We start from the raw sequence: 12,741 nt of genomic DNA, 5'->3' as shown, positions 1-12,741 counted from the left end.
AACGGCGCCGGCAACGGCCTTGCCAACCTCTCGGCGCGCGCCGACTCCGTCGGTGGCCGGCTCACCACCGACCTCGACCCCAGCGGTCGGTTCACTCTTACGGTCACCGTCCCGGTCACCAGGGACCCGTGGCTCGCCGCCACCGCTGCGGCAGCTCGTGAGCCCGGTCAGGCAGCCTACAGTTGATGGCCAAAAACTCCAGTCGTTCAACAGATTCGTTCCGCGGTAGGCGGAGCCTAATCTCGGCCCATGTCTCTCACGTCGGATGTGACCGAGCCGAGGATGACACGACTCGCCACCAGAAGCCGGGAGGTACGGTTCGCCTCCCGCCCGAACATGCTGCATTCGGCCAACCTCGAGCTCGCTCAGTCCGAGGTGACGCCGCCAGGTGAGGGCCAGATCCTGGTCCGCAACACCTGGATGTCGGTGGACCCGCATGTCTTCAGCCGGATGGACGATGTGCCCACCCCGGTCCGGCAGCCGTTCATGCCTGGCAGGCCGCTGGACGGAGGCGCCGTGGGCGAGGTCGTCGTCTCCAAGGCGGCGGGTATTCCGGTCGGCGCCACCGTCCTGCACTCGCTGGGATGGCGAGAGTACGCCGTCGTCGACGCAGCCGCCGCGCTCGTCGTGAATGCCGAGCTGGCCCCGCCACAGGCCTACCTGGGCGTGCTGGGCCTTCCCGGGCTGACCGCCTACGCCGCCTTGATCGACGTGGCCGCAATCCAACGAGCCGACGTCGTGTTCATATCGGGCGCGGCGAGCCCGGTCGGCAGCGTAGCCGGCCAGATCGCGCGCAAGCTCGGCGCCTCGACCGTCATCGGCTCGGCAGGCGGGCCGGATGAGACGCTCAAGGTGCTAGACGCATCCGGATTCGACATGATCATCGACCACAACCTCGGTTCCGTCGGCATTCAGCTCGGCCGGGTCGCGCCGGATGGGATCGACGTCTTCATCGACAACGTCGGCGGCGACCTTCTGGTAGCCGCGATCGACGCTCTCCGCACCGGTGGCCGCGCGGCCCTTGTGGACTCCGAAAGCAGCTGCAACGCCAGGCACCCGGTTCCCGGTCCGCACAACCTCGCCAAGGTGATCGACAAACAGCTCACCTTGCGGGGCGTGCAGGTCAGCACTTATCTGCCGACCTTTGACGAGTACATCCAGCATGCGGCGACCTGGTTCGCCGAGGGAGACCTGCGTGCCGACGAGACCACCTTCGAGGGTCTCGAGCAAGTGTCCACAGCTTTGGTGGCGTCCACCTGCTCCGTCGGCACCGTCCTGGTACGGCTCTCCTGAGCCGCGGCGCGGCGGCCGCGGGCCCAGTCATACGACGGATTCGGCGCGACCTGCCACCGCTCTATGGTCGACGCACCAGATCGGACAGAAGGAACGGGAGCTGACATGCGAGTGCTAGTCGCCGGAGCCACCGGCGTCATCGGGCGCCAGCTCGTCCCGGTACTCAAACGGACCGGGCACGACGTGGTGGCGCTCACCCGCGGATCGGTCCGGCCGGATGCCGACTACGAGACGGTCGTCGCCGACGCCCTGGATCGGAACGCGACGGCGTCGGCGGTGGACAAGGCGGAACCCGACGCGGTGATCCACCTGCTCACGGCCATCCCGAAGCAGCTCAACCCCAAACGACTGGCGTCGGAGTTCGCGGTCACCAACCGCCTGCGTACCGAGGGCACCAAGAACCTGATCGACGCCGCACGGACGGCGGGCGCAACCCGGGTGATCGCGCAAGGCCTGGCGTATGCTTACCGACCCGCCGGCGATCAGCTCGCAGACGAGGACACCACGTTCTGGGCGGACGGACCCAAGCAGTTCCGCCCGATCGTCGCCGCCCTGCTCGAACACGAGCGGCTCACCCGGGATGCAGGCGGGCTGGTCCTACGCTTCGGCCACCTGTACGGGCCAGGCAGTACATACGCCCCGGATGGGGACTTCACCCGGCAGGTCCGGGCTGGGAAGGTGCCGATCGTGGGTGGCGGGGACTCGGTCTTCTCATTCACGCACGCCTACGACGCGGCAATCACCATCGCGGCTGCCCTCGACACGCCGATCAATGGCGCACTCAACATCGTCGACGACAGTCCCACGCCGATGCGAACCTGGCTGCCGGAGATGGCACGGCTGCTGGGCGCACCGGCCCCCAAGAAGGCACCGGCCTGGCTGGCGCGCACCGCCGTCGGCAGCTGGGGCGTTGCTTTCATGGCAAACCTGCGCGGCGCCGACAACGCCCGCGCCCGATCGCAGCTGGACTGGCGCCCCGCGTACCCGTCCTGGCGAGACGGCTTCACGACGGACCTAACAGATCGGCCCTAGCGCGAAATAACACCACCATTGCCACCTTCGGGTGATGACCTCCGTACGCGCCTTCCCGTAACGTTGCTCAACGTCTTGAGTACGAAGAGGGATATCGTCACGGTCACGCCGGCTGCAGTTCACAGTCGCTCCGGCGCGACGCGTCCCGGAACGCGCAGATCCAGACGGGGGGACCATGATCAAAGTGCTGATAGCCGAAGACATGCACATGATCCGTGGTGCACTGGTGGCCCTGCTCTGCACCGAGGACGACCTCGAGGTTGTGGCCGAAGTGGAACGAGGCGACGAGGTTCAGCAGGCAGCGTTGCGTACCCAGCCCGACGTCGCCCTCCTGGACATCGACCTTCCGGGCCTGGATGGCCTTTCCGCCGCGGAATCCCTGGCCGACACCGTGCCGGCCTGCCGTGTCCTCATCCTCACCGGACTCAGCCAGCCGAGCCACCTGCTCCGGGCGCTCCAGGCAGGTGCGCAGGGCTTCCTCATGAAGGACGCGCCGGCAGACGCCCTGTCCCAGGCCATCCGCCGTGTGATGAGGGATGAGCGCGTCATCGATCCCAGATTGTTGACCGCAGCTCTGCAAACCGGCGCGAATCCGCTGACCATCAGAGAGACCGACGTGCTCAAGGTGGCCACCATGGGATTCACCACCGAGGAGATAGGGGTCAAGCTCTCGCTTTCACCGGCGACGGTGCGGAACTACATGTCGAATGCCATCAGCAAGCTCGGCGCGCGCAACCGCATCGACGCGATCCGGATCGCGACCGAGGCGGGCTGGATGTAAGGCGGTCTGACCGATCTGTCAGTTGCGCCCCTGCTTGAGCGCCCGCGCTATGACGGTTGCACGGGCGGCCTGGTAGCGGACGGTCCGCAAGTGCACGTCGGCGGGCGAGCCGTCGCCGCTGATGTGAGCTGTCCCGTAGGGATTGCCCAGTTCGAACTGGACGGGATCCGTGTAGCCGGGTGGCACGATCACGCCACCCCAGTGGTACACGACGTTGTACAAGGACAACAGCGTGCTCTCCTGGCCCCCGTGATTGGTGAAGGTCGAGGTGAAGGCGGAGTAGACCTTGTCGGAGAGCAGTCCCTTCTCCCAGATCGGGCCGGTAGTGTCGATAAACTGCTTGAGCTGACTTGCCATGACGCCGTACCTGGTGGGCGTTCCGAACAGAACCGCATCCGCCCAGATCAGGTCGTTGACGCCCGCTTCCTGGATATGCCGCGTCGCATCGGCGTGACCGGCCCATTCAGGTTTCAAGGCGACCGTCTCAGCCGGGGCGAGCTCCGCCACGCGGCGCAGCCTCACCTCGGCGCCTTCCTTCTCGGCTCCTTCTACGGCGCCATTGGCGAGCGCGTGCACATTCCCCGTGGAGCTGTAGTAGATGACCGCGACCTTGACGTTCTGGCCCATGTGATGTCCCTTTCTCGCGTACAGCGGACACCGACGGTAGAGCCACCTGGGGACACCCCGAATCTGTCACGTGACCGTATTCGGGACGGCATGAAAGGGTCGATGGCGCCGGGCAACGGCACCGGCGCCATCGGGTCCTTTCATATCGCTACGGCTTCAGCGCTGCGTCTCAATCGCCTCGGGCTCAGTGCTGTGTCGCCTTCTCCGCGCCCGCGCCGCTCAGGGACCGCACCTCCATCTCGGCGTATTTGGCGGCGTTGAACTCCTTCGACAGCCGGGTTCCGAGGTAACCGAAGAGGAAGCCGGCCGGGATGGAGACCAGGCCCGGGTTGTCCAGCGGGAACCAATGGAAGTCGACGTTCTGGATCATCGAGGTGCTGCTCCCCGTCGCTGGGTCCACCGGCTTTCCAGATACCACGGGAGAGAAGACGATCAAGGTCACCGCGGTGGCCAGTCCACCGTAGATGCTCCAGAGCGCCCCGCTCGTGTTGAACCGCTTCCAGAGCAGCGAGTAGAGAATCACCGGCAGGTTCGCGCTCGCGGCCACGGCGAACGCGAGCGCCACCAGGAACGCGACGTTCTGGCCGTTGGCCAGGATGCCACCGCCGATCGCCACTGCTCCGATCACCACCGCCGTGATGCGGGCCACCCGCACCTCATCGTCCGCCTTGACCTCGCCCTTCTTGATGACGTTGGCGTAGATGTCGTGCGCGAACGACGCGGATGCCGTGATGGTCAGACCGGCAACCACGGCAAGAATCGTCGCGAACGCCACCGCCGAGATGATGCCGAGCAGTAACGTCCCGCCGAGTTCGTAGGCGAGCAGGGGCGCCGCGGAATTGACGCCTCCCGGTGCGCTGGCGATCTCCTCTGGACCGACCAAGGCGCCCGCGCCGTACCCCAGCACCAGCGTGAACAGGTAGAACAGCCCAATCAACGCGATGGCCCAGGTCACACTCTGTCGGGCCGCCTTGGCTGTGGGAACCGTGTAGAAACGCATGAGCACGTGTGGCAATCCGGCGGTGCCGAGCACCAGGGCCAGGGCGAGCGAGATGAAGTCCAGCTTTGACGTCCCGCTGACACCGTACCGGTTCATCGGCTCCAACAGCCCCTCCGCGCCGCCCGCGCGGTCGACAGCCGCGCCCATGAGCTCCGAGAGATCGAAGTTGTGCTTCGCCATGACCCAGACGGTCATCACGCCGGCCCCGGCGATCAGCAGGATCGCCTTGATGATCTGCACCCAGGTGGTGCCTTTCATCCCGCCGACCAGGACGTAGAACACCATGATGGCACCGACGACGGCGATGACGACGCCCTGGCCGCCCTCGTCTTCGACACCGAGCAGCAGCGCTACCAAGCCGCCTGCCCCGGCCATCTGCGCCAGCAGGTAGAAGAACGACACCGCCAGCGTCGACGTCGATGCGGCTGTGCGGACGGGCCGTTGCCGCATCCGGAACGACACGACATCCGCCATCGTGAACCGGCCGGTGTTCCGCAGCAGCTCGGCGACGAGCAGCAACGCCACCAGCCACGCGACCAGGAAGCCGATCGAGTAGAGGAAGCCGTCGTATCCGTAGATGGCGATGGCGCCGGCGATACCCAGGAACGACGCTGCCGAAAGGTAGTCTCCGGCGATCGCCGTGCCGTTCTGCTGGCCGGTGAACGCCCGGCCTCCGGCGTAGTAGTCGGCGGCCGTCTTGTTGGTGCCGGCGACCCGCAGCACGATGAAGAGGGTCGCGACGACGAAGATCACGAAGATGGCGATGTTGACGCCAGGGCTGCCGATGTCCATCAGGCGCTGCCCCCTTCCAACTCCTCGCGGATGCGGGTCGCGACGGGGTCGAGCCTGCTGTTGGCATGCCGGATGTACAGCCAGGTGATGAGGAAGGTCGAGGCGAACTGCCCGAGGCCGAGCACGACGCCGACATTGACGTTGCCGAAGACGCTCGTGGACATGAAGCCGACGGCGTACGTCGACAGCAGCACATACATGAAGTACCAGGCGATGAACGCCACGGTCATCGGGAAAGCGAACGCCCGGAACCTGCGTCGCAGCTCGGCGAACTCCGGGCTTGCCTGCATCCGCTCGTACTCCGACGCCGTCGGCACAGCCGGTTCCGGCGTCGGACTGTCGAGACTACTCACGCGACCTCCTCGTCGTGGTGTGGCCCGTATCACATGGCCGCTTGTGGTCCGTCACGCTAGGCGCGGCCGGGATCGTGCGGGAGAGCCTTGCCGGTGAGATGCGGTGAAAGGGCCTCGCCGGTCGCCACGCGGACCGCGCCCTGACGACGAGCGGTCGAACCAGTGCGACGAACGGACCTGACAAGCGAGTCGTCTCAGGGCTACTCTCACCGGCATGCTCAGCGTTCTCGCGGTCGACGACGAACCCCCAGCCCTGGCGGAGCTTGCCTATCTGCTGGGACGGGACGACCGGGTCGAACATGTGCTGACCGCGTCCGACGGCGCCGACGCGCTGCGGATTCTGGAGCGCGAGCGGGTCGACACCGTGTTCCTCGACATCCGGATGCCGGGACTCTCCGGGCTGGACCTGGCGCGTGTTCTCGCGCAGTTCCGTCACCGGCCGGCCGTTGTCTTCGTCACCGCGTACGACGACCACGCCGTCGACGCGTTCGACCTGCACGCGGTCGACTACGTCATGAAACCGTTGCGCCCGGAGCGGCTTGCGGAAGCGATCCGGCGAGCGGCGGGCACAGTCGAGGGCCAGCAGGCTGCAGGGGACGATCCCGACGACGAGACCATCCCGGTCGAGCTCGGCGGCGTCACACGCTTCGTGCGGCGCAGCGACGTCAGCTACGTCACCGCGCAGGGCGACTACGCGCGGCTGCACACCGGCGATGGCAGCCATCTGCTCCGAATACCGCTGTCCACGCTGGAGGAACGGTGGGCGGACGCCGGGTTCGTCCGGATCCACCGGAGCCATCTGGTGGCTCTGGCGCACGTCTCCGAGATCCGCATGGACGCAGGCCGCTACACCGTCGTCGTCGGGGACACCGTTCTCCCAGTGAGCCGGCGGCACACCCGGGCATTCCGCGACCTACTCGTCCGTGAGTCCGGCGATCTGCGATGACGGAACGGGTCACGGTCACCGGGCCCCGCCGTCGGCGGCCACGTGCCCGCCGGCAGGCCGTCGCCGCCGAGATCGACGCGCAGACGCAGCTTGGCGAGGTGTACATGCGGGCGCTGCTGCGGGCTCAGCTGCGTCTTGGGCTGACCGTGGCGGGTGTGGTGTTCGGGTTGGTCGCATTGGTGCCGCTGGCGTTCACGTTCGCGCCACGGCTGACCGACCTCGAGCTCCTCGGCGTTCCGCTCCCGTGGGTGGTGCTCGGCGGTGCCGTCTACCCCGTCCTGATCACGGCGGCGTGGTTCTATGTCCGGCACGCGGAGCGGATCGAACGTGACTTCGCCGAGATGGTGGGCCGGAGGTGACCGCGAACAGCTCGGCCGGCATGGCAGCGGTGATCGTCACCGCGATCGCCACGATACTCATCGGCATGTACGGTGTGCGGGCCGTGCGCACCACCGGCGACTTCTACGTGGCGTCCCGGACAGTGACACCATGGTGGAACGCGTCGGCCATCGGCGGTGAGTACCTCTCGGCAGCGTCATTCCTGGGAATCGCCGGGCTGGTGCTCGCGTACGGCACCGACATGTTGTGGTTCCCGGTCGGTTACACCGCCGGGTACCTGATGCTCCTGGTACTGGTGGCGGCGCCGCTGCGCCGGTCTGGGGCGTACACGCTGCCGGACTTCGCCGAGGCCCGGCTGGAGTCCACGGTCGTACGGCTCACCTCGAGCGTGCTCGTGGTGGCGATCGGCTGGCTCTACCTGTTGCCCCAGTTCCAGGCGGCCGGGCTCACCCTGCGCACTGTCACGGGTGCGCCCGCGTGGGTGGGCCCGGTGGTGGTCGCGGCGGTGGTGCTGGTCAGCGTGCTCGGTGGCGGCATGCGCAGTATCACGTTCGTCCAGGCGTTCCAGTACTGGCTCAAGCTCACGGCGCTGGCCTTGCCCGTCGTCTTCATACTCCTGGCCTGGCAGTCCGACGGCCGCCCCGAGCTGGCGACGCCGGAGGAACCGGCCTTCACCGACAGAACGGCCGTCGAGATCACCACCGATGTCACGATCGACGTCACCGATCCGGTCACCGTCCGCGCCGATGGAACGATCGACGGCGAGCCCATCGACGACGAGCTCACTCTGACCTCCGGCGAGCACGACATCACCGCGGGGTCAGTACTGACGTTCCCGGCCGGCGCGCAGATCCCGCACGCCTCGCAGCTGACCCCGATGAGCGGCGAGCACTGGGCACTGCCGATGCGTTCCGGCGGCGACCATCCGCTCTACTCGACCTACTCGCTCATCCTGGCGCTGTTCTTCGGCACCATGGGCCTGCCGCACGTGCTGGTCCGCTTCTACACCAACCCGGACGGCCGGGCGGCACGGCGGACCACCCTGACCGTGCTGGCCCTGCTCAGCCTGTTCTACGTGTTGCCTCCGTTGTACGGCGCACTCGGCCGGCTCTACACGCCGGAGTTGCTCCTCACCGGCAGGACCGACGCCGTCGTGCTGATCCTGCCGGGAGAACTGGTCGACGGCGCCGCGGGGCAAGCGCTGACCGCTCTCATCACGGCGGGCGCGTTCGCCGCGTTCCTATCGACCTCCTCCGGGCTGACCGTCTCGGTGGCCGGAGTGCTTTCCCAGGATCTGTTGGGGCGGCGGGTGCGCAACCCGGTGACAGGATTCCGGCTCGGCGCCGGGCTGGCCCTGCTGATACCTGTCGGCCTGGCGCTGTCGAGCCCGACGCTGAGCATCGCCGACGTCGTGGGCCTGGCGTTCGCGGTCGCGGCGTCGTCGTTCTGCCCGCTACTCGTCCTGGGCATCTGGTGGCGCCGGCTGACCTGGCCGGGCGCGGTGGCCGGATTGATCACCGGAGGCGGCGCCGCCACCGCGGCCGTCACGACGACCATCGTGCTCGGACCGCAGGACGGGTGGCTCGGTGCGCTGCTGGCACAGCCGGCCGCCTGGTCGATGCCGATGACCTTCACCGTGATGATCGTGGTGTCGCTACTGACCCAGCGACACGTCGCGCCGGGGGTGGACCGCACCATGGTCCGGCTGCACACGCCCGAGAACCTCGACCTCGACCGCGGCGATTGGGACCCCGAAGACCGCTGGCGCCACCCCTAAATGAACATGATCATTTAGGGGTAGCAGGTGGGGTAGCGCGTACGCCGGGGCGGTACTTCGGCACCCGCATGCGTGCCCGTGTTCCGGCGCCGACGTTGGTCTCGATCACCAGCCCGTACTCCTCACCGAACACCGCGCGCAGCCGTTCGTCGACGTTGCCGATGCCGACCTTCTCGCCGTCGCTCCCCCCGGCCAGCAACCCGCGGGCCAGCTCCGGGTCCATGCCCAGCCCGTCGTCGTCGATACTGATCAGCGCCTCGTTGCCGGCGTCCTCCGCGATGATCGTGATGTGCCCGGCGCCGGATCGGCCCTCCAGGCCATGCCGGACAGCGTTCTCCACCAGCGGTTGCAGGCACAGGAACGGCACCGCCACCGGGAGCACCTCCGGCGCCACTCGCAGCGTGACCGATAGCCGATCGCCGAACCTGGCTCTCTCCAGCATCAGGTAGCGCTCGACGGAGCGCAGCTCCTCCGCCAGCGTTGTGAAATCTCCGTGCCGGCGGAACGAGTAGCGGGTGAAGTCGGCGAACTCCAGCAACAGCTCGCGTGCGTGCTCCGGCTCGGAACGGACATACGACGCGATCGCGCCGAGCGCGTTGTAGATGAAATGCGGCGAGATCTGCGCCCGCAGCGCACGGATCTCGGCCTCCGCGAGCTTCGCCCGCTCCCGGTCGAACCCCGCGAGCTCCAGCTGGCCGGACACGAACCTCGCGACTTCCTCGACGGCCCGCACCAACCCAGCTGACGGCCGCGCCGTCGTATACGCCACCAGCGCGCCCACCACCCGATCCTCAGTGGTCAGCGCGGTCACGACCGCATGGCGCACCAAGCAGTCGTCGCGTTCACACGCGATCGCTTCCGGCCCGAGCACCTCGGTCTTGCCCACCTCGAGCGCAATAGCGGCATGCCGATCCACATCCGCGGCGTGCACCCTGCCAACCCCATCCCATGCCAGGACGCCTTCACCATCGGTGAGCGCCAGTGAGGGTGTGGCGAGCAAGTCACGCAGGTGCTTCACGGCCCGCTCGGCACCCGCGCTGAGCCCGGAGCGTAACTCGGGCGAGGCGAGGCTGGTGGTGTGCAGCACCCGGTACGTAGTCTGGTTCTCCGTCGTCCCCAGCACCAGACGCGACCGGACCAGCCGGACCAGCAGCACCGCCGCCAGCACGGCCAGCACCACCACGACGCCTACGACGGCCACCGACGAACTCATGCTCGGACCCTAACGCCTGCGGGAGAACCAAGCTCACTGGACCGTTCCGGTTGGGTGGACGCAGGTCCAGCTGTCGCCATGGACTCATGGAGGCATGGTGTCGCCAGGACGACCATGAGGAAGCAGGCGGCGGGCGGCCGAGGAAGCTCGACCGCCCCACCTCCCAAATCAGGCGTTCTGGTGCTCGGGCGCTCGCGCTTACTCGTCGTCTGAGGCGCTCGACGCTAAGCCCGCGCTGATCAGGTTCATCACCGTCGGATCCGCCAGCGTCTGGACGTCGCCGAGCTCGCGATTCTCTGCCACGTCCCGCAAGAGCCTCCGCATGATCTTGCCGGACCGCGTCTTGGGCAGCTCGACGACCACGAGGATCTGCCGCGGCTTGGCGATCGGGCCGATCTCCTTCGCCACGTGGTCACGCAGCTCCTGCACCACGTCCGCACCGCCGTCACCGGCATCGGCGCGCAGGATGACGAACGCGACGATGCCCTGTCCGGTGGTCGGGTCGGATGCTCCCACGACGGCGGCTTCGGCCACCTTCTCGTGGGATACCAGAGCGGATTCGACCTCGGTGGTGGAGATGCGGTGCCCGGAGATGTTCATGACATCGTCGACCCGGCCCAGCAGCCAGAGATCGCCGTCCTCGTCCTTTTTCGCGCCGTCCCCGGCGAAGTATTGCGCTTCGAACCTCGACCAGTAAGTGTCGATGAACCGTTGGTCGTCGCCCCAGATAGTGCGGAGCATCGACGGCCAGGGCTCGGTGAGCACCAGGTAGCCGCCGTGCCCGTCGGGAACGACGTTGCCCGCGTCGTCGACCACCTCGGCGACGATGCCCGGCAACGGCACCTGCGCCGATCCGGGTTTCGCGGACGTCACACCGGGGAGCGGGCTGATCATGATGGCGCCGGTCTCCGTCTGCCACCATGTGTCCACCACCGGCGTGCGGTCACCGCCGATCACGCGCCGGTACCAGATCCACGCCTCCGGGTTGATCGGTTCGCCGACGCTACCGAGAACCCGCAAGGACGACAGGTCACGGCGGCCCGGGATCTCCTCACCCTGCTTCATGAATGTCCGGATGGCGGTGGGCGCCGTGTACAGGATGGTCACGCCGTACTTCTCGACGACGTCCCACCACCGGCCAGGCTCTGGATAGTCGGGCGTGCCCTCGTAGATGACCTGGGTGGCGCCGTTGGCCAATGGGCCGTACACGATGTAGCTATGGCCGGTCACCCAGCCGACGTCGGCCGTGCACCAGTAGACGTCGGACTCCGGCTTCAGGTCGAACACGTTGCGGTGCGTGTACGCCGTCTGCAGCAGGTATCCGCCGGATGTGTGCTTGATGCCCTTCGGTTTACCCGTGGTGCCAGAGGTGTAGAGGATATACAGCGTGTCCTCTGAGTCATGGGGCTCCGGCGTGTGGTCCACCGGCTGGGCGTCCACGATGTCGTGCCACCACACATCGCGTGTACCGTCCCAGTCCACCTCTTGCTCAGTCCGACGGACGACCAGCACCTTGTCCACCGACGGGCACCGCACGACGGCCTCGTCGACGGCGGGTTTCAACGCCGCGGGCTTACCCCGCCGGAAGCCACCATCGGCGGTAATGACCAGCTTGGCCTGCGCATCGTCGATACGGCTGCGCAACGCCTCCGCGGAGAACCCTCCGAAGACCACGGAGTGGATGGCGCCGATCCGCGCGCACGCCAGCATCGCGACGACGACCTCAGGGATCATCGGCAGATAGATCGCCACTCGATCCCCGTGCCCGACACCCAGGGCGGTGAGGGCGTTGGCCGCCTGGCTGACCTCGCGCTGAAGATCAGCGTACGTGAGCGTCCGGGAGTCGCCCGGTTCGCCTTCCCAGTGGATCGCGACGCGGTCGCCGTTCCCCGCCTCGACGTGCCGGTCGACACAGTTGTAGGCGACGTTCAGCCGGCCGCCGGTGAACCACTTCGCGAACGGAGGATTGCTCCAGTCGAGTACTTCGTCCCACTCCCGCTCCCAGGACAGCAGGTCACGAGCCTGCCGGTCCCAGAACGCGAGCCGGTCGGCTCTGGCTTCGTCGTATAGCGCATCCGTGGCATTGGCCTGAGCGGCGAACTCCGGGGATGGCGGAAAGCGGCGGTCTTCGTGCAGCAGATTGGAGAGCGCGTCGCTGGTCACCTTGTCTGCTCCTCACGTCTCGTACTCGGCTGGTCCCGTGGTCCACCTCACCACGTGCCTTTCCTTCACGGCAATACCGCCCAGCGCACAGCGGCGCGACGAGCGGCAGGGATCAGACGGGCACTCCTTGTCTACTGATCGTCTCAGACTCCGTCCTCGCCACGTGACCGGGTTCATGTCGCGCCGAGGCGAGATCGCCGACGCGAAACCACGGTCGGCACCCCGGCAGCGCCTGCGCGAACACCCGTCGACGCAGGCCGCGAACTGTAAAGATCTGGCATTTGCCTTGGCGCAGTGGCCGCCGATGAACTATGAAAGAGGTAGCGGACCAGAAAAGGTCCATCGCACGGTAGATGGGTACCCACGCGGCGATCTCCCATGTAAGGGCAGTCGTCCCGGGCCAGCCGAGGCGACAGACGTGATGC

General features: G+C 67.3%; 11 protein-coding genes and 1 pseudogene. 7 read left to right on the top strand and 5 right to left on the bottom strand.

Annotated features, from left to right (window positions below):
• The 4 genes and pseudogenes from ELR45_RS37770 to ELR45_RS13275 form a co-directional block, all read left to right on the top strand.
• A pseudogene (locus tag ELR45_RS37770) lies at positions 1-186 on the top strand (hypothetical protein); the annotation flags it as partial.
• A gap of 63 nt (positions 187-249) precedes the next feature.
• A complete protein-coding gene (locus ELR45_RS13285; protein ID WP_129666717.1) occupies positions 250-1,293 on the top strand; it encodes an MDR family NADP-dependent oxidoreductase in 1,044 nt (347 codons plus the stop codon).
• Between the two features lie 105 nt (positions 1,294-1,398).
• Positions 1,399-2,325, top strand: a complete 927-nt coding sequence (locus ELR45_RS13280; protein WP_129666714.1) for an NAD-dependent epimerase/dehydratase family protein — start codon at positions 1,399-1,401, stop codon at positions 2,323-2,325.
• 175 nt (positions 2,326-2,500) lie between these two features.
• On the top strand, positions 2,501-3,106 hold the full coding sequence (locus tag ELR45_RS13275) for a response regulator transcription factor (protein ID WP_129666711.1): 606 nt from the start codon (positions 2,501-2,503) through the stop codon (positions 3,104-3,106).
• Between the two features lie 18 nt (positions 3,107-3,124).
• On the opposite strand, the gene wrbA is transcribed toward ELR45_RS13275, so the two are convergent.
• From wrbA to ELR45_RS13260, 3 genes are all read right to left on the bottom strand, one after another.
• Positions 3,125-3,733, bottom strand: coding sequence for an NAD(P)H:quinone oxidoreductase (gene wrbA / locus ELR45_RS13270; RefSeq protein ID WP_129666708.1), 609 nt, complete (start codon positions 3,731-3,733; stop codon positions 3,125-3,127).
• A 184-nt stretch (positions 3,734-3,917) separates the two neighbouring features.
• Positions 3,918-5,525 (bottom strand): solute symporter family protein, encoded by a 1,608-nt coding sequence (locus ELR45_RS13265; RefSeq protein ID WP_129666705.1) that lies wholly within the window; start codon positions 5,523-5,525, stop codon positions 3,918-3,920.
• Positions 5,525-5,815 (bottom strand): DUF485 domain-containing protein, encoded by a 291-nt coding sequence (locus ELR45_RS13260; protein WP_129667090.1) that lies wholly within the window; start codon positions 5,813-5,815, stop codon positions 5,525-5,527. The genes ELR45_RS13265 and ELR45_RS13260 overlap by 1 nt, the downstream gene beginning before the upstream one ends.
• 277 nt (positions 5,816-6,092) lie before the next feature.
• On the opposite strand from ELR45_RS13260, the gene ELR45_RS13255 reads away from it, so the two are divergent.
• Genes ELR45_RS13255 through ELR45_RS13245 form a run of 3 tightly spaced genes read left to right on the top strand, consistent with a single transcriptional unit; the run spans position 6,093 to position 8,940 of the window.
• Positions 6,093-6,824 (top strand): LytR/AlgR family response regulator transcription factor, encoded by a 732-nt coding sequence (locus ELR45_RS13255; RefSeq protein WP_129666702.1) that lies wholly within the window; start codon positions 6,093-6,095, stop codon positions 6,822-6,824.
• Positions 6,821-7,183, top strand: a complete 363-nt coding sequence (locus ELR45_RS13250) for a DUF485 domain-containing protein (RefSeq protein WP_129666699.1) — start codon at positions 6,821-6,823, stop codon at positions 7,181-7,183. Before ELR45_RS13255 ends, ELR45_RS13250 begins: the two co-directional genes overlap by 4 nt.
• A gap of 20 nt (positions 7,184-7,203) precedes the next feature.
• Complete coding sequence (locus ELR45_RS13245) at positions 7,204-8,940, top strand: sodium/solute symporter (protein ID WP_129667089.1); 1,737 nt, start codon at positions 7,204-7,206, stop codon at positions 8,938-8,940.
• A 10-nt stretch (positions 8,941-8,950) separates the two neighbouring features.
• Here ELR45_RS13245 and ELR45_RS13240 read toward each other — a convergent pair whose 3' ends face one another.
• Together ELR45_RS13240 and acs are read right to left on the bottom strand one after the other, a co-directional pair.
• Positions 8,951-10,153 carry a sensor histidine kinase gene (locus ELR45_RS13240; protein ID WP_129666696.1) on the bottom strand — a complete coding sequence of 401 codons (1,203 nt, stop codon included), beginning with the start codon at positions 10,151-10,153 and terminating at the stop codon, positions 8,951-8,953.
• Positions 10,154-10,351: 198 nt separating this feature from the next.
• Entirely contained in the window at positions 10,352-12,316 is a 1,965-nt protein-coding gene (acs, locus tag ELR45_RS13235) for an acetate--CoA ligase (RefSeq protein WP_129666693.1), read from the bottom strand.
• Between the last annotated feature and the right edge of the window lie 425 nt (positions 12,317-12,741).

It is taken from the genome of Phytoactinopolyspora endophytica (assembly GCF_004138495.1).
Lineage (GTDB): Bacteria > Actinomycetota > Actinomycetes > Jiangellales > Jiangellaceae > Phytoactinopolyspora > Phytoactinopolyspora endophytica.
This window is presented reverse-complemented; position numbering and strand designations above follow the sequence as displayed.